General features: G+C 58.6%; 22 protein-coding genes and 1 tRNA gene. 11 read left to right on the forward strand and 12 right to left on the reverse strand.

Features of this window, described 5'->3' with window-relative positions; all coding sequences use genetic code 11:
* Positions 1-203: 203 nt before the first annotated feature.
* Positions 204-824, reverse strand: a complete 621-nt coding sequence (locus ACFSE1_RS09345) for a DoxX family protein (RefSeq protein ID WP_377399812.1) — start codon at positions 822-824, stop codon at positions 204-206.
* Positions 825-1,151: 327 nt separating this feature from the next.
* Between ACFSE1_RS09345 and ACFSE1_RS09350 the strand changes: the two genes are divergently transcribed.
* From ACFSE1_RS09350 to ACFSE1_RS09360, 3 genes are all read left to right on the forward strand, one after another.
* Positions 1,152-2,330, forward strand: coding sequence for a phosphoserine transaminase (locus tag ACFSE1_RS09350; RefSeq protein ID WP_377399815.1), 1,179 nt, complete (start codon positions 1,152-1,154; stop codon positions 2,328-2,330).
* A gap of 94 nt (positions 2,331-2,424) precedes the next feature.
* The gene (serA, locus tag ACFSE1_RS09355) at positions 2,425-4,020 is read left to right on the forward strand and encodes a phosphoglycerate dehydrogenase (protein ID WP_377399818.1); all 1,596 of its coding nucleotides are present in this window, start codon (positions 2,425-2,427) and stop codon (positions 4,018-4,020) included.
* A 173-nt stretch (positions 4,021-4,193) separates the two neighbouring features.
* Positions 4,194-5,219, forward strand: a complete 1,026-nt coding sequence (locus tag ACFSE1_RS09360) for a Tim44 domain-containing protein (RefSeq protein WP_377399821.1) — start codon at positions 4,194-4,196, stop codon at positions 5,217-5,219.
* Here the strand turns inward: ACFSE1_RS09360 and ACFSE1_RS09365 are convergent.
* Positions 5,204-5,635 carry a DUF1810 domain-containing protein gene (locus tag ACFSE1_RS09365; protein WP_377399824.1) on the reverse strand — a complete coding sequence of 144 codons (432 nt, stop codon included), beginning with the start codon at positions 5,633-5,635 and terminating at the stop codon, positions 5,204-5,206. The two genes, ACFSE1_RS09360 and ACFSE1_RS09365, sit on opposite strands and share 16 nt — an antisense overlap.
* Before the next feature lie 114 nt (positions 5,636-5,749).
* Here ACFSE1_RS09365 and ACFSE1_RS09370 point away from each other — a divergent pair, with 114 nt between their 5' ends.
* From ACFSE1_RS09370 to ACFSE1_RS09380, 3 genes are all read left to right on the forward strand, one after another.
* On the forward strand, positions 5,750-6,877 hold the full coding sequence (locus tag ACFSE1_RS09370; RefSeq protein ID WP_377399827.1) for a mechanosensitive ion channel family protein: 1,128 nt from the start codon (positions 5,750-5,752) through the stop codon (positions 6,875-6,877).
* Positions 6,878-7,078: 201 nt separating this feature from the next.
* A complete protein-coding gene (gene mnmA / locus ACFSE1_RS09375; RefSeq protein WP_377399830.1) occupies positions 7,079-8,275 on the forward strand; it encodes a tRNA 2-thiouridine(34) synthase MnmA in 1,197 nt (398 codons plus the stop codon).
* 135 nt (positions 8,276-8,410) lie between these two features.
* Positions 8,411-8,487 (forward strand) — tRNA-Met (locus tag ACFSE1_RS09380).
* A 270-nt stretch (positions 8,488-8,757) separates the two neighbouring features.
* Here ACFSE1_RS09380 and ACFSE1_RS09385 read toward each other — a convergent pair.
* Positions 8,758-11,025, reverse strand: a complete 2,268-nt coding sequence (locus ACFSE1_RS09385) for a hypothetical protein (RefSeq protein WP_377399833.1) — start codon at positions 11,023-11,025, stop codon at positions 8,758-8,760.
* Positions 11,026-11,080: 55 nt separating this feature from the next.
* On the opposite strand from ACFSE1_RS09385, the gene ACFSE1_RS09390 reads away from it, so the two are divergent.
* On the forward strand, positions 11,081-11,545 hold the full coding sequence (locus tag ACFSE1_RS09390) for a hypothetical protein (protein WP_377399836.1): 465 nt from the start codon (positions 11,081-11,083) through the stop codon (positions 11,543-11,545).
* A gap of 620 nt (positions 11,546-12,165) precedes the next feature.
* On the opposite strand, the gene ACFSE1_RS09395 is transcribed toward ACFSE1_RS09390, so the two are convergent.
* Positions 12,166-12,387 (reverse strand): helix-turn-helix domain-containing protein, encoded by a 222-nt coding sequence (locus tag ACFSE1_RS09395; RefSeq protein WP_377399839.1) that lies wholly within the window; start codon positions 12,385-12,387, stop codon positions 12,166-12,168.
* 363 nt (positions 12,388-12,750) lie between these two features.
* On the opposite strand from ACFSE1_RS09395, the gene ACFSE1_RS09400 reads away from it, so the two are divergent.
* The gene (locus tag ACFSE1_RS09400) at positions 12,751-13,581 is read left to right on the forward strand and encodes a universal stress protein (protein WP_377399842.1); all 831 of its coding nucleotides are present in this window, start codon (positions 12,751-12,753) and stop codon (positions 13,579-13,581) included.
* A 348-nt stretch (positions 13,582-13,929) separates the two neighbouring features.
* Complete coding sequence (locus ACFSE1_RS09405) at positions 13,930-14,220, forward strand: hypothetical protein (protein WP_377400198.1); 291 nt, start codon at positions 13,930-13,932, stop codon at positions 14,218-14,220.
* A 48-nt stretch (positions 14,221-14,268) separates the two neighbouring features.
* Here ACFSE1_RS09405 and ACFSE1_RS09410 read toward each other — a convergent pair whose 3' ends face one another.
* From ACFSE1_RS09410 to ACFSE1_RS09430, 5 genes are read right to left on the reverse strand one after another with little or no spacing between them, the layout of a single operon-like run.
* The gene (locus tag ACFSE1_RS09410) at positions 14,269-15,120 is read right to left on the reverse strand and encodes a glycerophosphodiester phosphodiesterase (RefSeq protein WP_377399845.1); all 852 of its coding nucleotides are present in this window, start codon (positions 15,118-15,120) and stop codon (positions 14,269-14,271) included.
* An 11-nt stretch (positions 15,121-15,131) separates the two neighbouring features.
* On the reverse strand, positions 15,132-15,890 hold the full coding sequence (locus ACFSE1_RS09415; protein ID WP_377399849.1) for an iron ABC transporter ATP-binding protein: 759 nt from the start codon (positions 15,888-15,890) through the stop codon (positions 15,132-15,134).
* Positions 15,887-16,840 carry an iron chelate uptake ABC transporter family permease subunit gene (locus tag ACFSE1_RS09420; RefSeq protein WP_377399852.1) on the reverse strand — a complete coding sequence of 318 codons (954 nt, stop codon included), beginning with the start codon at positions 16,838-16,840 and terminating at the stop codon, positions 15,887-15,889. Before ACFSE1_RS09420 ends, ACFSE1_RS09415 begins: the two co-directional genes overlap by 4 nt.
* Positions 16,830-17,789 (reverse strand): ABC transporter permease, encoded by a 960-nt coding sequence (locus tag ACFSE1_RS09425; RefSeq protein ID WP_377399854.1) that lies wholly within the window; start codon positions 17,787-17,789, stop codon positions 16,830-16,832. Before ACFSE1_RS09425 ends, ACFSE1_RS09420 begins: the two co-directional genes overlap by 11 nt.
* Positions 17,790-17,837: 48 nt before the next feature.
* The gene (locus ACFSE1_RS09430) at positions 17,838-18,752 is read right to left on the reverse strand and encodes a siderophore ABC transporter substrate-binding protein (RefSeq protein WP_377399857.1); all 915 of its coding nucleotides are present in this window, start codon (positions 18,750-18,752) and stop codon (positions 17,838-17,840) included.
* Between the two features lie 184 nt (positions 18,753-18,936).
* Here ACFSE1_RS09430 and ACFSE1_RS09435 point away from each other — a divergent pair, with 184 nt between their 5' ends.
* Positions 18,937-19,848 carry an alpha/beta hydrolase gene (locus ACFSE1_RS09435; protein ID WP_377399860.1) on the forward strand — a complete coding sequence of 304 codons (912 nt, stop codon included), beginning with the start codon at positions 18,937-18,939 and terminating at the stop codon, positions 19,846-19,848.
* A gap of 69 nt (positions 19,849-19,917) precedes the next feature.
* Positions 19,918-20,778, forward strand: a complete 861-nt coding sequence (locus ACFSE1_RS09440) for an SDR family oxidoreductase (protein WP_377399863.1) — start codon at positions 19,918-19,920, stop codon at positions 20,776-20,778.
* Between the two features lie 225 nt (positions 20,779-21,003).
* On the opposite strand, the gene ACFSE1_RS09445 is transcribed toward ACFSE1_RS09440, so the two are convergent.
* The 3 genes from ACFSE1_RS09445 to treY form a co-directional block, all read right to left on the reverse strand.
* Complete coding sequence (locus ACFSE1_RS09445) at positions 21,004-21,303, reverse strand: hypothetical protein (protein ID WP_377399866.1); 300 nt, start codon at positions 21,301-21,303, stop codon at positions 21,004-21,006.
* The gene (locus tag ACFSE1_RS09450) at positions 21,300-22,646 is read right to left on the reverse strand and encodes an NAD(P)/FAD-dependent oxidoreductase (RefSeq protein WP_377399869.1); all 1,347 of its coding nucleotides are present in this window, start codon (positions 22,644-22,646) and stop codon (positions 21,300-21,302) included. Before ACFSE1_RS09450 ends, ACFSE1_RS09445 begins: the two co-directional genes overlap by 4 nt.
* Before the next feature lie 472 nt (positions 22,647-23,118).
* Positions 23,119-25,788 carry a malto-oligosyltrehalose synthase gene (treY, locus tag ACFSE1_RS09455; protein ID WP_377399872.1) on the reverse strand — a complete coding sequence of 890 codons (2,670 nt, stop codon included), beginning with the start codon at positions 25,786-25,788 and terminating at the stop codon, positions 23,119-23,121.
* Between the last annotated feature and the right edge of the window lie 23 nt (positions 25,789-25,811).

The following is a 25,811-nucleotide window of genomic DNA, read 5'->3' on the forward strand; positions in this document are numbered from 1 at the left end:
CTGAGCGCGCACCTCAGAAACAAGAAAACCCGCCGAGAAAAAATCGGCGGGTTTGTCAGCGGTCTGAAGGCCGCCGAAAGGGCGGCCTTCTCTTTTTGCGCGATTTCTAGCTGTTTTCTTCCCACTTGGCTCACTGCTGTGTGGGCAGATTATTCTGCTCCAACTGGTAAACGGTAATCGCGTTCTTGCCAGTTTCCGCTCTATCAGAATTCCCGCTTGATCAGGTGGCGATCGATCGAACCCCAGCCGCCGCCGAATGCGGCAAAGAAGAAGGCGCCGCCGCACCAGAAAAACGAGGCCAGTTCAGCCTTGGTCTGCACCTGGCCGAGGAACTTTACGCCGCCATCCATGAGGCGCTGGGTGGCCTGCGGAGTGAAGAACTCGCTGCCAGCCTTGAGGGCGGCTATGCCGGAATCTGTCAGAAACGCGTGGCCGTAGGGAAAGGTGACGTGAAACCACAGGGTAATAGCCAGCATCACGGCATTGGCAAGTGCAACGGGTCTTGTCAGCAGGCCAAGTGCAATCAGCGCTCCGCCGAAAAACTGCATACCAGCCAGTAGCGGAGACCAGACCCAGCCGGGATAAAAACCCAGCTTTTCCACGAAACCCACCTGGGCCATCGGCGATACGATTTTCGGGTAGCCTTCGATCATCAGCATTCCGCCGATGGCGACGCGGAAGGCGACCCAGGCGAGCGGCTGCGCAAATCTGGCATAGAAGCCTGAGAGCGCGGGTATCAGATAGGAGGTCTCGCGCGTTGCGGCGGGCTTTGAACTGGCGTTGGGATTGGGGGTGGAAGGGGCAAAAATCGTTTCGACGGTCATATCATGCCTCGTTGGGCTGGAGCAGTGTGCTGCGAAACCGCGTTCGCCTTACTGCTCGGGTCTGTCGTTTCCGTGCCTTGCTGCAGGGCTTATGAAGCTGCCGCTCAAGCATCGTCTGGTGTCAGCGGGTGCGTCCTCCCACGCACTCCGACAGGAACTTACGCATGCTCGGTTGTTGTCGTTGTTGATTCAGGTCAAGTTTCACAATCTGCGCGTAATTTCTCAAAAGAGCGTCGTGCCGGCTTGACGCCCATGCGCCGATCCCTTAGAAGCGACGGCGGGACACCTCTCCCCAACGAGAGGCTTTCTATCTGGAAGGATAGCCATATGGCGGATCTCGCAAAGCCGGACGTACGTCCGAACAATACCCATTTCTCTTCTGGCCCATGCTCGAAGCGCCCCGGTTGGTCGCTCGATGCGCTTTCCGATGCCCCGCTCGGTCGTTCGCACCGCGCCAAGGTGGGCAAGGCCAAGCTGAAGCAGGCCATTGATCTTACCCGCGAAATTCTGAACGTTCCTGCGGATTACCGTATTGGCATCGTGCCTGCATCCGATACCGGTGCTGTCGAAATGGCCATGTGGTCTCTGCTCGGCGAGCGTGGTGTGGATATGCTCGCATGGGAAAGCTTCGGCGCTGGCTGGGTGACGGATGTCGTCAAGCAGCTCAAGCTGAAAGATGTTCGCAAGTTCGAGGCTGATTACGGCCTCCTTCCGAACCTCGCCGAGGTCGATTTCGATCGTGATGTCGTCTTCACCTGGAACGGCACGACATCTGGTGTGCGCGTTCCCAATGCCGACTTTATTCCGGCTGACCGCAAAGGCTTGACCATTTGCGACGCCACTTCGGCTGCCTTTGCCCAGAATATGGACTTCTCCAAGCTCGACGTTGTGACTTTCTCCTGGCAGAAGGTTCTGGGCGGCGAGGGCGGTCACGGCATGCTCATCCTCAGCCCGCGTGCTGTGGAGCGCCTTGAATCCTACGTTCCTGCCTGGCCGCTGCCGAAGATCTTCCGCATGACCAAGGGCGGCAAGCTGATCGAGGGCATTTTCACCGGCGAGACCATCAATACGCCTTCAATGCTTTGCGTTGAGGACTACATCGACGCGCTGTTGTGGGCGAAGTCGCTTGGCGGTCTCGATGCTCTTGTGGCGCGGGCTGATGCCAATGCCAAGGTAATCTTCGATTTCGTTGACGCCAACGACTGGATTGCCAACCTCGCTATTGATCCAGCCACTCGCTCCAACACTTCCGTTTGCCTCAAGATCGTCGATCCGCAGGTTGCGGCTCTCGATGCGGATGCGCAGGCTGCCTTTGCGAAGGGTATTGTTTCCCTTCTCGAAAAGGAAAATGTCGCTCTTGATATCGGTGCCTACCGCGATGCTCCTTCGGGTCTTCGTATCTGGGCCGGTGCAACGATCGAGACGGCTGACATGAAGGCTGTCATGCCGTGGCTGTCCTGGGCGTTTGAAACGCAGAAGGCGGCTCTTGCCAAGGCTGCTGCCTGATCTGGCATTCTCGGCCCTGCCGCCAAAGGCAGGGTCGTATTGACTGAACAATCATTCCCTCTTTTCGCTTGAGCTCTTTTGAAGGAGGCCTCTCATGGCACCTCGCGTTCTCGTATCCGACGAACTTTCGGAAACCGCCGTCCAGATTTTTCGTGATCGCGGCGTTGAAGTCGATTTCCAGCCGAAGCTTGGCAAGGACAAGGAAAAACTTCAGGAGATCATCGGCAATTACGATGGTCTTGCCATTCGCTCCGCCACCAAAGTTACGGAAAAGCTGATTGCTGCCGCAACCAATCTCAAGGTGGTTGGCCGCGCCGGTATCGGCGTCGATAACGTCGATATTCCGGCTGCTTCCAAGCGCGGTATCATTGTGATGAACACGCCTTTCGGCAACTCCATCACGACGGCTGAACATGCCATTGCGCTTATGTTTGCTGTTGCCCGCCAGATCCCCGCTGCCGACGTTTCCACGCAGGCTGGCAAGTGGGAAAAGTCGAAATTCATGGGTGTTGAAATTACCGGCAAGACGCTTGGCGTCATTGGCGCCGGCAATATCGGCTCCATCGTTTGCTCGCGCGCCATTGGCCTGAAGATGCGCGTTCTGGCCTACGATCCCTTCCTCTCCGCTGAGCGCGCCCAGGAAATGGGTGTGACCAAGGTGGAGCTGGATGAGTTGCTGGCGCAGGCGGACTTTATCACGCTCCACGTGCCGATGACGGACAAAACCCGTGGCATCCTTTCCAAGGAAGCATTAGCAAAAACCAAGCCCGGCGTTCGCATCGTCAATTGTGCCCGTGGTGGTTTGGTGGATGAGGCGGCGCTCGCCGAAGCCATCAAGTCAGGCCATGTTGCCGGTGCTGGTTTCGATGTGTTCGAGGTTGAGCCTGCCACGGAAAGCCCGCTTTTTGGCCTGCCGAACGTGGTCTGCACACCGCATCTTGGCGCCTCCACCACGGAAGCTCAGGAAAATGTGGCGCTGCAGGTTGCCGAACAGATGGCGGATTATCTGGTGAAGGGCGCCGTTTCAAACGCCATCAACATGCCATCCATCACGGCTGAAGAAGCGCCGATCTTGAAGCCATTTATCAAGCTCGCGGACGTGCTGGGCTCGTTTGCCGGTCAGGTGACCGAAAGCCCGATCAAGGCTATCGAGATTCTCTATGACGGCCAGACTGCTGGCATGAACACCAAGGCTTTGACATCTGCGCTGCTGGCGGGCCTGATCCGCAATCAGGTTGCGGATGTGAACATGGTTTCCGCTCCGATCATGATCAAGGAAAAGGGCATTGTTCTGTCCGAGGTCAAGCGGGATAAGACCGGCGTTTATGATGGCTATATCAAGCTGACGGTTACGACTGAAAAGCAGTCGCGCTCGGTTGCCGGTACCGTCTTCTCCGATGGCAAGCCACGCTTCATCCAGATCAAGGGCATCAATATGGATGCTGATGTGGGTGCGGATATGATCTACATTTCCAACACCGACGTGCCTGGCATGATCGGCTTTGTGGGTACCACGCTCGGTAATGCCGGTGTTAACATCGCGAACTTCCAGCTGGGCCGTGAAAAGGAAGGCGGCGATGCTATCGCCCTTCTTTATGTGGATGGTACCGTGGACAAGGCCGTGCTGGATCAACTGACTGCCAATGCTGCCATCAAGCAGGCAAAGCCGCTGACGTTCAACGTCGACTGATAAAACCATATCCCAATTGTCAAAGCCCGGTAAATTGGTATCTGCCGGGCTTTTCATCGCGCACTTTTGATCAAAAGCGCGTCAGAACGAACGAATGCCACTAAAACTGAGATCATACACTCTCTATATGTAGCTCCGACGCCCGCACAGGACGGGCATGTGAGGAGAGAGAAATGTTTTCAAAGCTTCGGCGCTTCAAGCACGTCGCATCGGTGATGGCCATCGGTCTGGTCGTGTCTCTTGCTGCCGTTGACTTCGCTGAGGCCCGCCGTGCCGGATCCAGCGGCTTCGGCAGCCGGGGCACGCGCACCTATGATGCGGCCCCTTCCACCAACACTGCACCCGGCACATCTGCGCCAATCCAGCGCTCGATGACACCGAACACGCAGCAGAATAACGCGACCAATCCTGGAATGGCGGCAGGCCAGCAGGCAGTGGGCCAGCAGGCACGACGTGGGCTCTTTGGTGGCTTTGGCGGCGGTATCCTGGGTGGACTGTTCCTCGGTGGTCTGTTCGGTATGATGATGGGTAATGGCTTTGGCGGCATGGCCGGTATGCTTGGCATGTTGTTCCAGATGCTGCTCATCGGTGGCCTGATCTTCTTCCTGATGCGCATGTTTGCGCGTCGCTCGCAGCCAGCCTCTGGCCGGAGTGCTGGTAATGCAGGCCGCTATGCCTATGATGCGCCCAATGCGCAGGGCTCCCGTTTCAAGATCCCGCAAATGGGCGCGGGCGCAACGGCGGCGGCAAGTGCTGCGGCGCGTCCTCGTGTTGCATCGAAGGCGACAGATGAAATCGGCATCACCAATGCTGATCTTGATCGCTTCGAGGCGCTGTTGAAGGACGTGCAGACAGCTTACGGCGCGGAAGATTATGCCAAGCTGCGCGCTGTGGCCACGCCCGAAGCCATGTCCTACCTCGCCGAGGAACTGGGTGAGAACGCGACACAGGGTGTTCGCAACGATGTGACCGATGTGCAGCTTCTGCAGGGCGATCTTGCCGAATCCTGGCGCGAAAACGGTCAGGACTATGCGACGGTTGCGCTGCGCTACCAGAGCATCGATGTCATGCGCAACCGCAACACAGGTGCAGTTGTTCACGGCGATCCGGCAACGCCGACGGAATCGACCGAGATCTGGACCTTCGTTCGCAAGCCGGGCGAAGACTGGAAGCTTTCCGCCATTCAGGGCACGGATTGATCTGCAAGCAGGCCAAGCGTCGTCTGGTCTGGTTTTCCGTCACAGAACTGTTCAAGGGCTCGCTCGAAAGGCGAGCCCTTTTCGCTGATGGCGGCAAAGAGGGTCATGCAGGAGCAGAATTTCAGATCGTCCGGCGAACCCAGAATGGCAAAAGCGGACTTTGAAGAATGGCCAAGCATGGCCCTTGTCGCTTCCACCAGCCGCGAGTCCAGTAGCGGATGCTGACGATAGGCTTGCGCTTCTGCTTTTCCCGACAGAGCGTAAAAGCGCGCGGTCTCTGATCGGCCAAGCCCGGCCAGCTGCGGAAAGATGAACCACATCCAATGGCTTTGCTTTCGCCCCTCCCGCAGTTCCTGAAGGGCGCGAGGATAGAGTGTCGCCTGTGCGGTGATGAAGCGGTCCAGATCGAATTGCATCGTGATGTTCTCCTGCCGCAACAACCAGATGATGAACCAGCCGTTCCCGCGACCTCACGGCTTTGTTAGCTCTCCAGCCTTTTCTCCCCGGCTGCGCACGCTAACTGGCCCCGGATGGAACAGCGACTGGAAAATACTCTGCACTTCATCATCCGCGTCACCCCGGACTGGCTGTTGAGCATGATCGTGCTGATTGCCGCCATCTTCGTGGGCTATTTCATCCATCGTCTCGTCTTTCGCTTTTTGACGCGCATTGTGGCGACGCGGGACCTCTTCTGGCGTTCGCTCGTCTCGCGCAACCGCCGCCCCATGCGGCTCGCCATCGTGGTCTGGGTGCTTACTCCCGCCGTGACGATTGCACCGCTGACGGATTCGCAGGCCGATTTCATCAGGCATTTATTGCTGTTGGCCTTCATCATATTGGTGGGCTGGATTGCGAGAACGGCCCTGCACATCTGGATGACGGTTTACCTTCGGCGCTTCAAGCTGGATGCAGAAGATAATCTGCTGGCCAGAAAGCACGTCACCCAGTCCCGCATTCTCGAACGTGTTGCCGCAACGCTGATCGTGGCGGTCAGCCTTTCTGCGGCACTGATGACCTTTCCGGCGGTTCGCCAGTATGGCGTATCCCTGATGGCATCTGCCGGGGTTGCCGGTATCGTGCTGGGCCTTGCGCTCCAGCCCGTGCTGAAGAACCTGCTTGCGGGTATTCAGCTGGCAATTACGCAGCCCATCCGCATTGATGACGCGCTGATCGTGGAAGGGGAGTGGGGCAAGGTGGAGGAAATCACCTCGACCTATGTGGTGGTGAAGCTGTGGGATTGGCGACGCCTCATCCTGCCGCTCGGCTATTTTATCGAGAAGCCGTTCCAGAACTGGACGCGGGAAGGGGCCGCCCTGATCGGTACCGTGATGATCTATCTGGATTACACCGTACCCGTGGCCGACATCCGCCGAAAGGTGGAAGAGATTGCCGCCCATTCCCCCCTCTGGGACGGTCAGGTGGTGAATGTCGCCGTGACGGATTTTCGCGAGACTGTCATGGAGGTCCGCATCCTTGTGTCGGCTGCAGATGGTGGAAGGACTTTCGATCTCCGGTGCGAGGTGCGCGAAAAGCTGATCGACTATGTTCAGCGCACCTATCCCGACGCGCTTCCGAAGGTGCGGGCGCAGGGTCTGGATGGTCATCCGCACAACAACGCTGTGGCTGCCGGGGATTCGGCGCGTGTCATGCAGTCATGACCATGTCTGCTGGCTAATCGGGGCGGCACCCATTTTGACAGTACCAGCTTGCGGTGCTTTCAGCGGTGCCGCTTGCGTTTGCAACCCTTCCTTTCTATATCAGCACAAACATGCATGGTGGCGGACGATCCCGCCGCCCTTTGCCGGACATGGCGCCACTGGCACGGATGGCGCTTCCCGAACCAAATCGAGAGAGTTCCTGTGAATACGCTGGATTTTGACAAGAAGCCGGAGGATACGCGCGTTGTCGTGGCGATGTCCGGTGGGGTGGATTCCTCCGTCGTGGCAGGGCTTCTCAAACGCCAAGGCTATGATGTTCTCGGCATCACGCTTCAGCTTTACGATCATGGGGCTGCCGTCCACCGCGCAGGTTCCTGCTGTGCCGGGCAGGATATCGACGACGCGCGCCGCGTGTCGGAGACGCTCGGCATTCCGCATTACGTGCTGGATTATGAAAAGCGCTTTCGTGAAACCGTGATCAATCCGTTCGCGGAAGCCTATGCCATGGGCGAAACCCCGATCCCCTGCGTTGCCTGCAATCAGACGGTCAAGTTCGCGGATCTTCTGGCGACGGCGAGAGAATTGGGTGCCGATGCGCTGGCGACTGGCCACTATATTCGTTCGCGCGCCAATCCTACACCTGATGCGCCGCATCGCCGCGCACTCTATCGCCCCATCGATAGCGACCGCGACCAGAGCTGGTTCCTCTTTGCCACCACGCAGGAGCAGATCGATTACCTGCGCTTCCCGCTTGGCGGCATGTCAAAGGCGGAGGTGAGGGCGCTGGCGGAGGAAATGGGGCTGGTTGTTGCCAAGAAGGCCGATAGCCAGGACATCTGTTTCGTGCCGCAGGGCAAATATGCCGATATCATCAACAAAGTGAAGCCGAATGCGGCTCTGGCCGGAGACATCGTGCATATCGATGGGCGTGTGCTGGGCCGTCACGAAGGCATTGTGCATTACACGATTGGCCAGCGGAAGGGCTTGGGCGTTGCCACGGGTGAGCCGCTTTACGTTGTCTATCTCGATGCTCGTGGCAGACGTGTCATCGTTGGCCCGCGCGAGGCGCTGGATACGCACCGCGTCTATCTGCGTGACATGAACTGGATCGGCGATTCCACACTGGAAGCGGATACGAAAGGTGGCTTTGCCTGTTTCGCCAAGGTGCGCTCCACGCGCCCGCCAACTCCGGCCACGCTGCATGTGGATGAGCGCGGGATTTATGTGGATCTCGCGATGGGTGAGGCGGGTGTTGCCCCCGGTCAGGCTTGCGTGCTCTATTCGGCGGAAGGGCCGGATGCCCGTGTCTGGGGCGGTGGTTTCATTGAGCGGTCCGAGCGTTCTGCCGATGCCGAGGCCTCATTGAAGGCGCTGCTGGAGGCATCGCAAGTGGCTTGAAGACAACGCTCCACAGGTGCTTGCGAACTGTGTTTCTTTTTGTGTGACACGCGCTTGACACTGCCGGGAGCATCCCTTTATAAGCCCGTCATCGCGTCGGGCGGTTCTGCGGAACAGTCGATAAATCGCGGTCGTGGCGGGGTAGCTCAGGTGGTTAGAGCGTGGGATTCATAACCCCAAGGTCGGCGGTTCAAGTCCGCCCCCCGCTACCATTTTCCATTTGATTTTGAGAATTCATGACGATTTTGGACCGCGTTGAATGTCGGTTCGTCTTCGCGCGACCCTTTGGACAAATATCTGCAGTTTAGACAGAACGTGCCAGTTCGCACGTAAGCGCCCCGGTTCCAGAAGAGAACCGGGGCGTCTGCCGTGTCACGTCTCAAGCGCGAAGCCGGGTGGACCCCTGTCCCTGAGGCTTCGATCTGCATTGATCACGCGGCCCTGACGGGTTCCCCATCCGGCAGGGCCACGTTGCTTTTCACTCAGACGGTTGCGGCAGTGTCCTGCCAGCTCGGCTTGCCGGTGAAGCCGGGAGGTCCGGCCAGATCGGTTGCCGGGTTGATGCTGCCATTGCCAAGGCGTGGATCGATGCCGAGTGCGGCAAAATCCAGGCCCTTCGTTGCCTGTCTGTCCGAAAGCATGGCCACGTAAGGGTTGTTGCTGATAACGATATTGCCGTACTGGCTCATGCTATTGAACGGCTGCGGGGGCGCCTTCTCCATGCTGGTGGGCTGGCCGCGGTCATTGAAGGCATAAGGCGTCCCGTTGACCGAGAAGTCTTCCTGACGCTGGGTCACCGAAATCGGAAGGTTCTTCTGGTCGGGGTTCGCGGCCCGGAAGGCTTTCAGCACGTCGTCCATGGCCTGATTGTTGCCCGTGCGGGAGAGTTCCGCCATGGACACATTGCCGAGCTTGCTGAAGCCGGAAAGCCATTCCGAACCCTGTTGCGGCGTAACGCGGGATCCATCCTGAGAAAGATCCTTCAGATTGCCGAGAACGGGGATCAGGTTCAGGCGGGCGGAGGCATCCTTGCCTGCCGCTTCATTGGCTGCTGTGAGTTGCTTCAAGAGGTCTGAGTTTGCATCCTTTCCGAAGGAAGGCAGCATGTCAGAATGGATCTTGATGCCGAAATTGCCGCGAATATCCGCATTCTCCGGCTTCGAAAGCATGTTGACGATGTTGAGTGCGGAATCCCGGTCATTCGGGTTGAGAATGATGTTCGACGCTTCCTTGCCGTTCTTGGCCATGTTCGCGCGAACATAGTCGAGGGTTTGCTGGAAGGATTCCGGCTTCTGCGTGCCGCCCGCCAAACCATAGGCAGGCGTGCGCTCTCCGGTCACAGGGTTCAGGTTGCTCATCGACATCTTCGAGAGTTCCTTGCTGTCCAGCGCGGAAAGCTCGCGGTTCTGAGGATCACCTGTCTGGCGGCCAACGGTCTTTCCATCCCAGAGGAATGCCTGACCGTCCTTTGTGGAGCCGATGTTCAGCTCTACACCCTGGAAGTTGTTCTGGCGTGCAAAATCCACGGCTGCGAGTGAGTTGCCCTGGATACCCTTGGCAGGGTCCGCCAATCCACCCTGGGCGATGTATTGCGTGCGCCCCGGATCGAAGCCGTTCTGGCGGGCGGCTGCGGGATCAAACAGATGTTCGCCGTAACCACCGGCTTCCGCCCGCTGTGAAAGCGCTTCGGTGCCCTTCTGGCTGAGGCCCCCATTCGTGGGCCAGCTGGATGTGTTACCTTCCGACTGCCAGTTCTTGATCGAGGCATCGGCGGCCTTATCCTTTGCCCCATTGCCCGCGGCTTCATGCGTTTCGCCCGTGGAGGATGCGCCAGTGGAGGATGCGCCTGCGCCAGCACTCGCACCGCCCGCACTTGCGCCATTGGCGCTTGCCGTGTCGCCCTTAGCTGAAGGGGCTTGACCTGCAGACGCTTGCGAACCAGCAGATTGTGACCCCGCTGCGGATGTCGCTGTCGCGTTCGCCGACGAGCCCGCAGATGTCGCAGAGCCCGTCTGGCTTGCCTGTGCCTGCCCATCGGCACGGCTGGAGGGTGCCGCCGACCTGGAGTCGCTCGGATCCTGATGCGAGGCGTGGTGAGGCTGGCCGGATGAGCCTTGGGACGTCACAGATGCAGGGGTCCCGCCCGCAGGCGCATTCCCGCTCCCGCTGCCCGCGGACGTAGACGGTTGGGAGTTTTTTGCTGGCTTACCTGCGAGGTCGTTGGCTCCGCCGGTTTGAGCTGTCTGTGGTGATGTGCCTTGAGGTGCCGCGCCTTTCGGTGCCTGGTTTTGGGGCTGGCCCTGGCCCTGGCCCGCCTGGGCTGCGCCACCTGCCTGATGGCCGGTTCCCGGCTGTGCTGTGCCGCTGCTGCTCTGGTGGCCGTTCTGCATGGCGGGACGCTCAGATGTCATGCCCTTCGGGGGCTGGCCGCACCCATGATGTTGCTGGGGAGCGCCTGCACTGGCCGTCTGTGCCGAGGCGCCATGCATGCCCTTTGGTGATCCGCTTGCGCCGCCAGCCGAATGCGGTTGCTGGCCTGCTTTTCCAGCCTGACCATCCTTGCCGCCGTGCTTGTCGTTGGTCTTGCCTTGTCCCTGGGCACCATGAACCCCGTTATGGTGATCCTGCGGGCGCATGCCATGATGACCGGGCTTATCGCCCTGTGAACGTGGCCCCTGCTGTGCACCTGTCGTAGACGAACTCGATGCAGCGGCTGCGCCCTGCCTGGAGCCGGCGGTGTGTGCTCCCATCTGGCCGTTGCTTGAACCGAATTGTGCCCGGAAGTGGAATGACGGTGCGGATTGCGTGCGTGGATCTATGTTCCTGCTGCCTTGGCCGCTGAACTGGCTGGCGTTGAAGGAAACGCTGGAGCGATACTGTGAGGCTCCGCTGGCATTGGCCATTCCCTTGGAGCCCTGTGGCGTGCCATGGTTCATGCCGCCGGGGGAGACTTTTCCGGTGCCCGTGGCCCCGCTTGCGGCGCTGCTGCTTGCGGCGCTTGCGCCACCCGAAGCACTGGCGCTGGCGGCTGCACTGGCGCCACCTGCTGAAGCACTGCTGCTGGCCGCGCTTGCGCCCCCTGCGGCGCTGCTGCTGCTTGCGGCGCTCGCACCACCCGATGCACTGGCGCTGCTGGATGCGCTACCCCCGCGGGATGAACTGCTGCTGCTGGCGGAACTGGCGCCCCCTTGGCTTGCCGCTCTAAATAAATCCAGATTGCTGGTGCGTGCACTGTCGTTACCTGTACGCATTTCCCGCTCCTCAAAATAACGTGTTACTGCAGACTGTGGCCCCTTAATGTAGTTAACACTAACTTATGCAAATATTTATTATATGTTTCTTTATGAGGTAAGTCATTGTTAACTATGTAATGACTATATGCGACCTTTTATGCAAATCAATGTAAAATTTTAATCGATAATAATTTTGATCCTTCCTTTATTCTGTCTAATTCTACCTGCGTTGAGGTCCGTCTTGTTTTTCTTGAGGCTGTCCGTCTGTTCTACTCTCGGATTGACGTATTTTTTAATGATCTCTTGATTTGTTTTTCGCCTTTCTGTGCCGATATGTGGCAGGCAATTCCCAATTGTGTTCGCTGACGGGAATTATTCGCTCGGATCACGCGTGATTATTCCAATCTACATGGACCGATACCGGACTAGACATTCGTGGCTTGCCCGGCATGAGGCTTTCCGGTGCGCAATCTGTTCCTGTCATCGGCTTTAGGTACCGAGTACCGCAGAGTGTCCGGCGCTTCCCACCGTTTTTTATGGACGAAGCCCGGTGGCCGGAGAGGGCGGTTGAAACAAAACAGCCTGTCCGGCTGATGTTCAGCCGGACAGGCTCGAGGGTAGAAACTCAGGTTGTCGAATGAAGGTTCCTGGGGGAACTCACACGACGAGATGATGCAATTGCAAAGCTGAAGCTACTCTTTTCAGCCGCACAGGGTCCTGATCCCTGCCTTTTTCCAATGCTTCCAGTTCACTGACTGTGAGACCACATGCGATGGCCAGATCATCGAAGCTGTAGCCTGCTGCACGGCGGCCTTCGGCAATAGCTTCTGCAAGAGAGATTGAGTTGTGATGATTGAAATGAGTCTGAGAGATTGTCATGGAATACTCCTTTGGTATGCCGACCTTGGTCGGAAATTTCGGGCATAAGCCCAAAGGATGCCGCGAAGCCCCCAATCCAACTTTCTTCGCAGCGCAGCATAACTAAACGTTATTGCGCGCATGTTCAACAAAATCACGCAGGATTTCCTAATGAAGGAGATCGTGAGTTTCCGTTGCAATGCGCGACAGGGGCGTTTGTTCCGCCCCGGTCTCTTTCTCGTCTTTCATCGAACGCATCTTGAACTGCCGCGCGTCAGTTGAGGAAGATCAAAACCTCGCCTTTCGATTTCAATTAGCTTGGCTGACATGAGCAGCGGCGCGCCTGCTGCCTTTGCGTCTCTCACCGGATGAGGAGTGGAAGTCATGTCCTTCAAAACCATGCTGACTGTGATCGGCAATCGCGAGCAGGAGGCAGATCTCGGTCGGGCCATCGATCTTGCTGCGCAGATGGAGGCCCATCTGTCCGTTCTGGTGATGGATATTGCTGTGACGCCGAGCCTCGCCGATTATCCGGTGGATGTGAGCTGGCTCGATCTTCGTGTCGGAGACATGACGGATCTGCATGCGGCCGCAGACAAGGCTGAGGCCGCATGCAAGGTGGCGCAGATTTCCTTCGATGTGGAGCGTTTCTACACCGAGCGCCCCTTTGTTGCGGACATTGTCTATCGGCGGGCGCTCTATTCCGATCTGGTGATTGTGGGCAAGCGCACGCGCTCCAATTCGCAACTGCTCAGCGCGGTGATCGATGGAGCCATTTTCGATGCGCAGCGTCCCTTGCTGCTTTTGCCGGCCAAGGAAACGGCCTCGATGAAGGTGCGCAAGGTGCTGCTGGCGTGGAATTCCAGGCCGGAATCAGGCCGTGCTGCACGCGAAGCGATGGATATTCTGCGACATGCAGACGAAGTGCATCTCACCATGGTCGATCCCGATGCCTCCTATCTGGCGAGCGGCGGCGAACCGGGCGCCGATATGGCCGCCTATCTGGCGCGACATGGGGTCAATGTGGTGGTCGATCAAGTGCCGGGCGGCGGTCGTCCGGTGGAGACTATTCTGAAGAATCACGCAATGCAGATTGGGGCCGATTTGATCGTCATGGGGGCCTATGGCCATTCTCGTCTGCGTGAGCGTGTTTTCGGCGGTGTAACGCAGGCCCTTGTTGAAGATGCACCTTTGCCGGTGTTTATCGCCAGATAAGGGCGCCGGGATAGGAGAGCGGAGCCTGCCCTGAGCCTCTCTTCCCCGTGGTTGAGGGCAGGGCTTCTATCCGGGTTCGAGCGTTATGCCAAAGATGAGGCGCCCTTCCTGGCGGGGAAGGGCGCCTCAATGCGTTTCGCAACCGTTCAGTTTTGCTCGTCATGCTTCCAAGCTTCCCGGCGGGTGTTGCTGACCGGGTTCCCTCCTGTTCCACGATGCTCTGCTTTTTGCGGAACCTGCCTGCCTTCAGCGCGTTATCGGCCCGCGTAATGATCATCGTGTCCGGATGGACGGGCACAAGGAGGAAACATGTTCAAGGCGTTGCAGGCAGCCTCACTGGCGCTGACAATGGCGATGGCAGGCGTCGTGACTGGCACGCCAGCAAGCGCTCAGGATGTTGAGCTGCGTATCGGGCCAGACGGTATTCGCCCTGTTGTGCGTGACCGCGAGCGGGATATGCGCCGCGGCCCAGGGCGCGGATGTTCCGAGCGGGAAGCCCGTGCCGCCGCGCGCGATCTGGGACTGCGCGATCCGGAAGTGGTTCGCGTGACGCCCGGTCGCGTGGTTGTGGAAGGGGAAACCCGCCGGGGTATTCGGCGGGTGACCTTCGCCAACGAGCGTGGCTGTCCCGAGATGTAATCTGAAAACTGGCCGCTGCCCGCCATGGCTACTATGGCGGGCTTTTCCTTACTGCCTTGCCCGCCAGGCACGCTCGGTCGCAGGTGCCTCATCCGTTGTGATCTGGTCCACACCCATGGCCATCAGGGTGGAAAAGCGGCCCCATTCTTCTTCTGAAAAGCCGAGATCCCTGCTGGCAAGATTGAATGTCCAGGCATCGACGGTTCGACCTTTACCATGGCAAAGCGCCACCAGATCGAGCCCTGCCTCTTTCGCGGCAAGCAGAAGCGGCCAGGAAAGATAGACCATATGTGGGTCCGTCGGGCCATCCAGATCGGATAGAAGTTCGCGCTGCACGGCTTCCGGTCCTTCAGCCCGCAGCATATCGAACAGCTTGTCGGTCGGATCGATGCCGCGCCGCAGGTTGGGCAATCGGTCGCGGATGGCTTCGATGAGGCTGAGATCGGCGCCGCTGACAATCATGAACTGGCCGATTTCGCTGAAATGGCGTTCAAGATGGGCAAGACCCGCCTCGCCAATGGTGGCAAGATCATCCTTCATATCAAACTGCAGACATGCTTGTGGATGTGCGGTTTGCATGAGGTGAGCGAGATCCTCGCTGAGAATGGGCGCTGTTCCGCCACTTTTCATCGTCAGCGGACGGATGGTCTCCGTCCTTGCCAGCCGGACCGGGCCTTGGCCGTTCGTTTCTCCTTGCAGGTCTGCATCGTGCAGCACAACAAAGCCGCCATCGGCGCGCACCCGCAGGTCCAGTTCCATGGAGGCCCCGAGCCGAAACCCGTCTGCCATTGTTTCCGCCGAAAAGAGCGGCGCATCAAGCCTACGCCGCAGACGATGCCATTTCAGCCGAGTCCGGTGCCTTTGATGAAAGATATCGAGACCGGGATAGGCGTCTTGCATGGCAAAGTCCATCAGGTGAAATAGGTGGCAATCCTGTGCCCATCGAGATGATGCACGGTAAACTGCGTATCATAAATCGCAGACAGGATCTCCGGGCGTACGATATCGTCCGGCTTGCCTTGCAGAAACAGTTTTGCCTCCCGCATGACGACGATGTGATCGGAGTAACAGGAGGCGAAATTGATATCGTGCAGCACGACGACAACCGTCTTGTTGAAGTCGCGGGCAGCGCCCTTCAAAAGCTTCATCATGCCGACCGCGTGACGGATATCCAGATTGTTCAGCGGCTCGTCGAACAGCATGTAATCGGTATCCTGGCACAGCACCATGGCCACGAAGGCACGTTGCCGCTGGCCGCCGGAAAGCTCGTCCAGATACCGCTCGGCAAGCTCTTCCAGCCCGAGATATCCGAGTGCCCGCTCTACATGCTGCGCATCCTCGCGCGTCGGGCGTCCTTTCGAATAGGGATAGCGGCCGAAGGTCACGAGATCGCGCACCGTCAGGCGTGCGACCATATGATTGTCCTGCCTGAGGAAAGCGAGACGCCTTGCCAGAACGTCGCCTGCCGTGCGCACCACATCGAGCCCATCTACCATGACCTTTCCCTGATCCATCGGCAGCAGCCGGGCGATCATGGAGAGCAGGGTGGATTTTCCTGCGCCATTGGGACCAATGATGGAGGTCAGACCCCCTTTGGGCAAGGTCAGCGACACGCCATCGACCACCACCGTTTCCCCATAGGCCTTGCGGACATTTTGGATCTCGATCATCGGATGGCTCCTCTGAGCAGGAAAAGAATGAAGAAAATGCCGCCCGCGAATTCGATGATGATGGACAGTGCGGTGTTGAAGCTGAACACGTGTTCCAAGAGTGTCTGACCTCCGGCGAGCAGAAGCACTGCCAGCAGAACGGCGGCGGGAATGACAAAGCGGTGCTTGGGCGAGGGCATCAGGATATAGGCCAGATTGGCGACCAGAACGCCGAAGAAGGTGGCAGGACCAACAAGCGCCGTTGAGACTGAGACGAGCACGGAGACCAGAATGAGGATGATGAGCGTCAACCGCTTGTAATCCAATCCTAAGGAGATTGCGGTTTCGCGTCCAAGCGCCAGCACATCGAAGGAATGGCCAATCCGCCAGGCAACCAGCGAGACAATGCCCACAAGGGCAAAGGAAACGCCGAGAAGCTCTGCATCGATGGAGTTGAAATTGGCAAACAGCCTGTCTTGCAGGACGACGAAATCATTCGGATCGAGAACGCGCTGAATGAAGCCGGAAAGGCTGCGAAACAGCACACCCAACACAATGCCGGACAGCATCAGCAGATGCAGGCTTTTGAGCGCGCCGGAAAACAAAAGGCGGAACAGGATCAGCGAGAAGCCCATCATGATGGCGATGCTGAGCACGAAGGTCAGCCGGGGTTCCATTGTGCTGAGGCTGGCCGCGCCCAGAACGGCGACCAGCAGTGTTTGAAGCAGGCCGTAAAGACTATCGAAGCCCATGATGGAGGGCGTGAGAATGCGGTTGTTGGTGATGGTTTGAAACAGCACCGTGGAAAGCGCAATCGCATAGGCCACAAGCAGGATGCCGAGCAGCTTCGTGCCGCGAAAACCGAGAATGAAGGTCCAGCTTCCCCGTGCGCCAAGCGTCATGAAAGCAAGGCAGGCGGCAAGACAGAGAAAGCCTAGAACGCCGACGATAAGCAAAGGGTTACGCCGCACGGCTCTGCCTCCTCGTCAGAAGGAAGAGGAAGAAGGCGCTGCCAAGGACACCGAGAACCGCGCCAACCGGGACTTCGAAAGGCCAGACGACGATGCGCCCGATGATATCGCAGGCAAGCACCAGCCCAGCCCCCAGGAGTGCGGTCCAGGGCAGGGTGCGGCGAAGGCTGTCGCCCATCACCATGCTGACGACATTCGGCACGATGAGGCCGAGGAAGGGAATGATACCGGCCGTCACCACCACGCAGGCCGTGACCATGGAGACGATGATGAGGCCGAGCATGAGGATGCGCCGATAGTTCAGCCCGAGATTGGTCGCGAACTCCTCGCCCAATCCGGCCAGGGTGAAGCGGTCGGCGGCAATATAGGCAGCCACCGTCATAGCGAAAGAGAGCCAGAGGATTTCATAGCGACCGCGAAGGACCGAGGAGAAATCTCCGGCCTGGAAGGCTGCGAGCGTCTGCATCATGTTCAGCCGGTAGGCGATGAAGGCGGCAACGGAATAGATGACACCACCCAGCATCAGGCCGACCAGCGGCACCATGACCACGGAACGCAGGGGAATGCGCCGGAGAATGGCGAGAAAAAGGGCCGTGCCCGCCAGTGCGAAGACCGCCGCGAAGGCCATTTTGCCCAGAACCGGCATTCCCGGCGAAACGATGAGCGCGATCAACATACCAAGGCTTGCCGATTCTACCGTGCCGGCCGTCGAAGGCTCCACGAAGCGGTTGCGCGCCAGCATCTGCATGAGAGTTCCGCAAACGGCGAGGCCGGAACCGGCCAGAACCAGCGCCAGCGTACGGGGCAGGCGGCTGGCCAGAAGAACAAGCACGGCCTTTTCATCTGCCTGACCCGTAAGAACGGCAAGCGGCGACACGTCGCTGACGCCAAAGAACAGGCTGAGCAGGCCAAGACAGAAAAGAGCAAGGGCGGCGAGGACAAGGCGCATGGGATGCAATCAGGAGAGGCCGATCCGCGGGGACCGGCCTTGCCTGCCTCAATCGCCGGCCATGGCTGTGTTCAGCTGGTCCACGGTCTTTTGCAGGGCCGTCAGGCCACCGCCGACGACATAGAGCGCCAGCCCGTCAAGATAGACCACCTGCTTCTTTTTCCAGGCGGTTGTCTGGTGAACGATATCGTTGTCCAGCATCTTGGCAGCGGCTTCGCCCTTGCCGCCAATGGCTGCGTCACGGTCGATCACAATCAGCCAGTCCGGGTTCTTTTCCAGAATATATTCATAGGAAATGGGCTGGCCGTGCGTATCCGCCTTGATGCTGTCGTCGGCAGGCGTCATGCCGTAATCGGAAAACAGCACGCCAAAACGCGAACCGGGGCCATAGGTGCTCATCTTGCCACCGGTGGTCAGCACGATCAGGCCGCGGCCAGCGGTCTTCGTTTTTTGCTTCAACTCGGATGTCGACGCATTCAGCTTGTCAATCAAGCGGTTAGCTTCGCTTTCCTTATCGAAGATGCGCGCCAGCATACGGATATTGTCTTCCGATTGCTTGAGGAAGTTCGTGCCAGCGATCGATAGATCAATGGTCGGAGCAATCTGCGACAACTCTTTGAATTTTGTCGCGGATCTGGCCGTTACAATGATGAGGTCCGGCTGCATGGCGGCAATGGCTTCATAATCGGGCTCGAACAGCGAGCCGATCTTCGGGGTGCCGTCGCCTGCATATTTTGCCAGATAATCGGGCATGGGCGCTTCCGGCACGCCAGCGATGGTAACGCCCAGTGCATCCAGCGTATCGAGCGCCGCAAGATCAAAGGTTACGACCTTTTTCGGCGTTGCCTGCAGTTTCGTTTCCCCCTGCGCGTGGCGAATGGTGATATCTGCCGCAAGCGCAGGCAGCGCGGCCGCAGCCAGTGCGATGGCAAGCGTGAGAGAGCGGAACGAAGAGAGCAGCATGGGATGATCCTTGCGCCTGGCCCCTTCGCGGAAAAAGCGGCGAACGGGCGATTATAAGTTGAGAAGTCGGGTTCACTTATTTAAAGCGGTATCTATTCGTCAAGAATTATATGGAGGCTGTCATCAAAAGCGCGGGAGTTTCCATGCTTTCCCATAGGTCCGCATCGCCGAGGTCATCGCTTCCATGCCAAGCTTCACCCTTCGCCGCCGTCAACTGCTTACTGCTCTGCCCTTCATGACCATGCCAAGCCTTATGAAGCCCAGCCTGACTTATGCCCAGATGCGCGTTGCGGAGACGACCCTCGATATCTTCAAGGTCGATGTGGCGACTCACAGGCTGGATGATCGGGTGGTGACCCTGGCGAATGGACGCAAATTTCGCATTTTCCGCGCTATTCCGAAGAAAGCTGCGCCTGCCACGGGATATCCAACGCTCACCCTGCTGGACGGCAATGCCGTGTTCGATGATCTGACGGCGGAGCTTCTGGCGCTCGTGCCCGATCTTGTGGTGATCGGCCTGGGCTATGATACGCCGCGCAAGTTTGCCATGGTGGAGCGCACGCTGGATTATACCCCGCCAAAGCAAGGCAATGGTCCTCATGTCGATCCGGCCAGACCGGAGCGGAAGATTGGCGGCGGCTTTGAATTTCTGACCATGTTGACTGGCGACTTGCGCAGCGCCGCTGAAGGCGACCTCAAGGTGGACCCATCGCGGCGCGTGCTGGGCGGCCACTCCTTTGGCGGGTTGATGACGCTGATTGCGCTCTTTCGCCAGCCACGTGCCTTCTCGGCCTATGCGCCTGTCAGCCCTTCGATCTGGTGGGCGCAGGAGCCGATGCGCAGGCTGGAACGTCAAGCCGTCTGGCCGAAGGCGGATGCAGACAGGATCAGACTGTTTATTGCGCTCGGCGATAAGGAGCAGCGTTCGAACGACAAGGGCCCCGCTCCAACAGGGCCAGCGCCAGAGACCATGGATCTGATAGCACGTCTGTCCAAAATTCCTGCCCTTTCGGTCTCGTCGGACGTGCTGGAAGGGCATGTGCATGGAGCGACATTTCTAGGCGCGCTGCCCCAAATTCTCCGCTGGGCTGTCTAACGGGAAGTTGGAACATCGACGGATCGCCAACGTTGGACCTCACATCCCCAACGACCAGAGGTGATTTTCATGAACCAGAACCATCCCACGCCGCCTTTTCCGCAAGAGAAGATCGAGATGCCGGGCCTGACGCGCCAGATGCAGCCCGCGCCGGACCACGGCGAGAAATCCTATAAGGGTTCCGGCCGCTTGCAGGGCAAGAAGGCCGTTATTACCGGAGGCGATAGCGGTATTGGCCGCGCGGTGGCCATTGCGTTTGCGCGCGAGGGTGCGGATGTGCTGATTTCCTACCTCAATGAAGATGAGGATGCCAAGGAGACCAAGCGATTGGTGGAAGAAGCGGGGCGCAAGGCTGTTCTGCTTTCCGGCGATCTTCAATCTGCCGATCATTGCCGCAAGGTGATTGAAACAGCCGTCAACGAGCTTGGTCGTATCGACATACTCGTGAACAATGCAGCCCACCAGGCGACGTTCTCAACCATTGAGGAAATCCCGGACGAAGAATGGGAGCTGACCTTCAAGGTCAACATCCACGCCATGTTCTATCTCACCAAGGCTGCGGTGCCGCACATGAAGCCCGGCTCCTCCATCATCAATACAGCGTCCATCAATTCGGACAGCCCCAACCCTTCGCTTCTTGCCTATGCAACGACAAAGGGCGCCATCCAGAACTTCACGGCAGGGCTTGCCCAGATGCTGGCGGAAAAGGGTATCCGCGCGAATGCCGTGGCTCCCGGGCCGATCTGGACGCCCTTGATTCCGTCCACTCTGCCGGAGGATTCGGTGAAGAATTTCGGCAAGCAGGTGCCGATGAAGCGACCAGGCCAGCCCGCAGAACTGGCAACGGCCTATGTGATGCTGGCCGATCCACTGTCATCCTACGTCTCCGGCGCAACCATTGCCGTCACTGGCGGCAAGCCGATTATTTAAAGTTCTCATTCTTTTCAACAGCTAGGCGCTCGCTCTTGAGAGATTGTCAGAGCGTCTTCCTGTTGAAGGTGAAGACCGGCCACGGGCATTGTCTGTCGCCGGTTTTCTGCCTTGCGGAGAAGTCTTACGGTTTGCCGGATCTGATCCGTCGGGTGACAGGATACTCATGGCTCAGACACTCATGGGCCCAGACACTCATGGGGCAGGACAATCATGGGCAAGGACCTATAAAACCTCCTTCTGCTCCTGTTGGCCGATCTTGCGGGCGAGGGCCTCGAAACTGGGTTGCGCGCCCTTTTCCGCTGCATCGTTTGCCAGAAGAAGCAGGCGGATTGGAAAGGCCATGGCCTTGACATGAGACGCGGAAACGCTTTGCGACTTGGGGTCTGTCAGCACTGCCCGTTCCACTTCCCCGAGGATTTCGCGAATTTCCTCATGGGTCAGCAGCTGCTTTTCCACCAGAAGGCGATTGATGCCCGCAATGGCCATGTAGAGCCCTTCCAGCTGCGGATTGGCCGTGTTCATGTTTCACTCCTTTGCGTGGTTGCCGGAACGATGTTTCCCGCATTCTCGTCGATGAGACGCGCCCCGCGTTGGCGGGTCGCGTAACGCCACAGCCACTGGATGCTGACGAGCAGGCGCTTTTCGAAATTCACCAGCAGGTAGACATGGACGATGGCCCAGAGCAGCCAGGCCACGCGCCCCTTAAGGCGTCGCTTGCCAAAGTCGAAGATCGCCGCGTGTCTGCCGATGACTGCCGTATTGCCGCGATTGCGGAACCGGAACGGCTCGGGCTTTCGCCCTTCCAGAAGCTCGTTTCGCAAGGCACGACCCAGATATTCGCCCTGCTGCTTTGCCACCTGGGCCAGCGCAGGCAGGGGTTTGCCATCTTCGCCCAGTCCAAGCGCTGTATCGCCAATGGCATAGATATCACTGGTGCCCTCCACGCGAAGATCTGGCCCCACGGGTATGCGCCCGCCCGCCTTCGGGTCGAGCCCCAGCCAGCGAAAGGCAGGCGACGCTTTCACCCCGGCACCCCAAAGAATATTGCCGGCGAAAATGGTCTCGCCACTGGCAATCACGCTATCCTTGGTGATGCTCTCGACCATGCGGCCCGTTTGCACCTCCACGCCCAGTTTTTCCAGTTCCGCATGGGCGTAATCGGTCAGGTCGTCCGGGAAGGCGGCCAGGATTTTCGGACCCGCCTCAATCAGCACAACGCGAAAATCTTCCGGCGCGAGCTTGCGAAAATCACGCGTGATCATGAAACGGCCAAGCTCTGCAATGGCGCCTGCCATTTCCACGCCGGTGGGGCCGCCGCCGATCACCACGCTTGTCAGCAGCGCCTTTTTTTCCTTCGGATCGCGGGAGAGTTCTGCCTTCTCAAAGGCAAGCAGCAGGCGCTGGCGGATCAGTCTCGCCTCGTGGATCGTCTTCAGGCCGGGAGCAAAGGCACGCCATTCGTCATGACCGAAATAATTATATTCGGAGCCAGTGGCGATGATCAGCCGGTCATAGGGAACCGGATTGGCCTGATTGAGGAGAACCTGATGGTTCACCCGATCAATGCCGGTGACCTCCGCCAGCATGACCTTGATGTTGTGATACCGGCCAAGCGTGCGCCGAATGGGTTCGGCAATATCGGCAGGTGATAAAGCGGCGGTTGCCACCTGGTAAAGAAGTGGCTGAAACAGGTTGTGATTGCGCCGGTCAATGACCGTGACATCCAGAACCGAATTTCCAAGCGCTTTCGCCACTGAAAGGCCGCCGAAGCCAGCGCCCACGATCACCACCCGTTGAGGCCGCTGCGGCTTGCGTTCTTGCAAAGGCGGAACACTGAGCGCGGAGGTGTCGGGGGTCATGGACATGTAGCGTCTTTCCTCATCCTGGGCCTTGCCGATGGGCCGTGCAGAAGGGGTCTGGCCAACAGGGGCGGGCCAAACGGGCATTCGTGTGAACACCAGCGCCAAACGAAGGTTCCCGCGATGCGAGCGGAACCTTTGCTTCACGATCTCGTTGATTAGCCGAAACGAAAGGGAGCTTGGGAATGAACAGCATCGTTTGGCTCGTGGGAGCCGTTGTTATCGTGATCGCGATCCTGAATCTGATCGGTCTTTCCTGATCGCCACCTTGAAACAAGCCCGCGGCCTTCTGCCGCTCAACGACCTCAAAATAGGGAGGAACACATGAACAGCATCGTATGGCTCGTTGGAGCCGTTGTTATTGTGATTGCAGTTCTGTCATTCGTCGGCATCGCCTGAACGAGACAAAAGCTAAACTTAAAAAAGCGCTGGTCTGACGACCGGCGCTTTTTCTTGTCGGACCAAAAAGATGTTGCCGTCAGGTTGACAGCAACACCGCAAAGGGCTGGCGAGAGAAGAGCTTTTCCATGGAAACACGCTCGTCTCGCTCGACAGTCTCACCTGTGAAGAGATTGCGAAACGGTGTGGTTCCTGTCAGTTCCCGGGTCGTAAGGCTTGTGCCGTACCAGAAGGATGCCTGCGGCAGGCCACCGGTTTCCCGGATTGTTTCCAACACGAAGCGTGGGGCAATCGTCACCAGGCTTTGTTTGCCGAGACGGCGGGCAAAGGCCACCACATGGCTACCCTTTTCACCCGCAGCATAGAGCGGGATGTATTCGCCGTGCCAGAAAAGATCGGGATTCTCGCGGCGAACATGCAGAAGGGCCTTGATGATTTGCTGCTTCAGGTGCCCGTTGAGCCAGGTTTCAGGCGTGGCCGGGTCCGCGGGCTCATTGAGCAAGCGCGTCAGCCGCGCGTAATCCGGCATCCGGCGGTTATCGGGATCGACAAGGCTGAGGTCCATGGTCTCGCTGCCCTGATAGATATCCGGCACGCCCGGTGCCGTCAGCTTGATCAGGGTCTGCGTGATGGAATTAACCGCGCCCGCCATGAAAACAGGCTTCATCACGCGCAGGAAATGCTCGCGAAACGGCAAAGCCTCTGGCGAAAGCAGATGCCGGATGTAAGCACCAACCGCCTTTTCATACCCTTCATTCGGGCCGTTCCAGTTTGTGCGCAGCTTTGCTTCCCGCAGACTTTTCTCCACATAAGGCAGCAGCCGCTCTTCGAGTGCTTTAAGGGCCTCTGCTTCGCCGGCTCCAAGATTATGTGGCCATACGCCTGCAAGAGCCTGAAGGATCAGCCATTCCACTTCCGGCTCCGGGGCGGGACCATCGTTCAGGTCAACCAAAGCAGGTTTCTGCATGGTTTGCCATTCGGCGAATGCCTGAGAAAACAGTTCCGGTTCCTCTGTCACCGTATAGAGCCTTGCACGCGCATCCTCACCCCGCTTGGTATCGTGGGTGGAACTGGCAGATAAGCCCTCCGGCTGAAGCGCCTGCCGCTGCTTCATGTCTGCATGAAAGTTTTGCAGGCTGAAGCTGCGCGGCAGCGGCTCCGCGCCAACTTCGTTCAGGGCAATGGCGGGGTTGATGCGATAAAACAGCGTGTCTTCAATCGACTTCGCCATCAGCGGCCCGGTCAGTTGCTGAAAGCGGGTGCGAAAGACAGCGGCCTTTGCGTCGAATTCCTGGTTCACATCGCCTGCGAGAATACGGGCGATGAAGGACAGCGCTTCCGCATCGGGAGCGGTGGGTTTTGACCGGATTTGGGTGAGAATGTCGGTGAGGCGCTGTCGGTCCGCCGGTTCAAGCCCAAGCTTGTTTCCATAGGTGCGGTAGACCGGGAAGGCGATCAGCAATTCGCGCAGGGCGCGTGCAAAAGTCTCGGCGTCGCTTGCCGTCACCATGCCATGGCCTTGCGCCATTTCCTGCCCCATCATGGCCAGTGTGCTGAACTCGCCCTCGAAGTTCACATCCGCCATCAGGCCTTTGGCCTTGCGCACCTCTTCCTCGATGTCGATTTCACGGCCCGCCAGTTCAGCATAGGTATGGCGAAGTTGTTCCAGACCTTCCGGCTCGATCAAGGCATCTGAAACGGTGGCGATGAATTCATAGCCGGTGGTGCCGGAGATCGGCCATTTCTGCGGAAGATGTTCGCCATGCGCCAGGATTTTTTCCACCAGCAGAATGCATTTCGGCCCGACCTCTTCCCGCAGGCGGGCAAGATAATCACCCGGATTGGCAAGGCCGTCCACATGATCGATCCGCAACCCATCCACCTGACCTGACCGGACGAGGTCGAGGATCAGACGATGGCTTTCGAGGAAGACCTCTTCTTCTTCCACACGTAGCCCGGCAAGCCCGGTAATCTCGAAGAAGCGGCGGTAGCTCAGGTCACGCGGCGCATCCCGCCAGGACATCAGGCGATAAGGTTGCGCCTCATGCAGGCTGCTCATCAGGCCCGGGCCGTGCGCTGCTTGCGCAAGCTCCCGATTGAAAGCATCCATATCGTGCTGACGGGCAAGCTCCCGCACGCGGTCGTGGAAATCCTCTTCCGCTTCCGCCCGGGCATCGCGCGCAAGTGCGATCAACTGGTCGGCCAGAGGATGTTCGATGCTGCCGAGAGCCATGGCATAGGTGGCGGGTGAAAGAGGGTAGTGGCTTTCGAAATAACCGAAGGCGAGGCAGCCCGCTTCTGTGTCGAGCAGAAGTGTGATGTCGCCATCGGCAAGCACCTTATCGAAGTCATCGCCCAGAAAGGGCAGCGTCAGGCGGCGCATCCAGTTCACATCGAAGAAATGGTGGTAGCGGCTGTCCTTGCCCCATTCCACAATGCTGCGCCACCAGCGGTTCTCCAGGCCGGATGCCATGTGGTTCGGCACGATATCGAGAATGAGGCCGAGGCCCTCCTGCTTTAGCTGTGTGCTCAGCCTGTCGAAGCCTTCGCGTCCACCGAGTTCGGGTTCGATTTCGTTGGCATCGGCCACATCATAGCCATGCGTGGAGCCTTTGGCCGCCGTGAAAATGGGGGATGCGTAAAGGTGGCTGATTCCCATGGAGTTGAGATAGGGAACAAGTTCCGCCGCCTTGTCGAAGGTCATGCCGTTGCGGAACTGAATCCGGTAGGTGGATGTGGGAATCGTCAAGCTGGCTGCGCCTCCGACGCGAT

The sequence above is a fragment of the Affinirhizobium helianthi genome (assembly GCF_042680945.1).
In the GTDB taxonomy this organism is placed as follows: domain Bacteria; phylum Pseudomonadota; class Alphaproteobacteria; order Rhizobiales; family Rhizobiaceae; genus Neorhizobium; species Neorhizobium helianthi.

Excerpts from the sequence above, each read along its gene's own strand:
- ACFSE1_RS09385 (WP_377399833.1), bottom strand. The coding sequence starts at position 11,025 with ATGGGAGCACACACCGCCGGCTCCAGGCAGGGCGCAGCCGCTGCATCG.
- ACFSE1_RS09435 (WP_377399860.1), top strand. The coding sequence starts at position 18,937 with ATGCCAAGCTTCACCCTTCGCCGCCGTCAACTGCTTACTGCTCTGCCC.
- ACFSE1_RS09450 (WP_377399869.1), bottom strand. The coding sequence starts at position 22,646 with ATGTCCATGACCCCCGACACCTCCGCGCTCAGTGTTCCGCCTTTGCAA.
- ACFSE1_RS09440 (WP_377399863.1), top strand. The coding sequence starts at position 19,918 with ATGAACCAGAACCATCCCACGCCGCCTTTTCCGCAAGAGAAGATCGAG.
- ACFSE1_RS09400 (WP_377399842.1), top strand. The coding sequence starts at position 12,751 with ATGTCCTTCAAAACCATGCTGACTGTGATCGGCAATCGCGAGCAGGAG.
- ACFSE1_RS09395 (WP_377399839.1), bottom strand. The coding sequence starts at position 12,387 with ATGACAATCTCTCAGACTCATTTCAATCATCACAACTCAATCTCTCTT.
- ACFSE1_RS09370 (WP_377399827.1), top strand. The coding sequence starts at position 5,750 with ATGGAACAGCGACTGGAAAATACTCTGCACTTCATCATCCGCGTCACC.
- ACFSE1_RS09365 (WP_377399824.1), bottom strand. The coding sequence starts at position 5,635 with ATGCAATTCGATCTGGACCGCTTCATCACCGCACAGGCGACACTCTAT.
- ACFSE1_RS09430 (WP_377399857.1), bottom strand. The coding sequence starts at position 18,752 with ATGCTGCTCTCTTCGTTCCGCTCTCTCACGCTTGCCATCGCACTGGCT.
- ACFSE1_RS09360 (WP_377399821.1), top strand. The coding sequence starts at position 4,194 with ATGTTTTCAAAGCTTCGGCGCTTCAAGCACGTCGCATCGGTGATGGCC.
- ACFSE1_RS09410 (WP_377399845.1), bottom strand. The coding sequence starts at position 15,120 with ATGCAAGACGCCTATCCCGGTCTCGATATCTTTCATCAAAGGCACCGG.
- ACFSE1_RS09350 (WP_377399815.1), top strand. The coding sequence starts at position 1,152 with ATGGCGGATCTCGCAAAGCCGGACGTACGTCCGAACAATACCCATTTC.
- serA (WP_377399818.1), top strand. The coding sequence starts at position 2,425 with ATGGCACCTCGCGTTCTCGTATCCGACGAACTTTCGGAAACCGCCGTC.
- ACFSE1_RS09415 (WP_377399849.1), bottom strand. The coding sequence starts at position 15,890 with ATGATCGAGATCCAAAATGTCCGCAAGGCCTATGGGGAAACGGTGGTG.
- ACFSE1_RS09405 (WP_377400198.1), top strand. The coding sequence starts at position 13,930 with ATGGCGATGGCAGGCGTCGTGACTGGCACGCCAGCAAGCGCTCAGGAT.
- ACFSE1_RS09425 (WP_377399854.1), bottom strand. The coding sequence starts at position 17,789 with ATGCGCCTTGTCCTCGCCGCCCTTGCTCTTTTCTGTCTTGGCCTGCTC.
- ACFSE1_RS09445 (WP_377399866.1), bottom strand. The coding sequence starts at position 21,303 with ATGAACACGGCCAATCCGCAGCTGGAAGGGCTCTACATGGCCATTGCG.
- ACFSE1_RS09345 (WP_377399812.1), bottom strand. The coding sequence starts at position 824 with ATGACCGTCGAAACGATTTTTGCCCCTTCCACCCCCAATCCCAACGCC.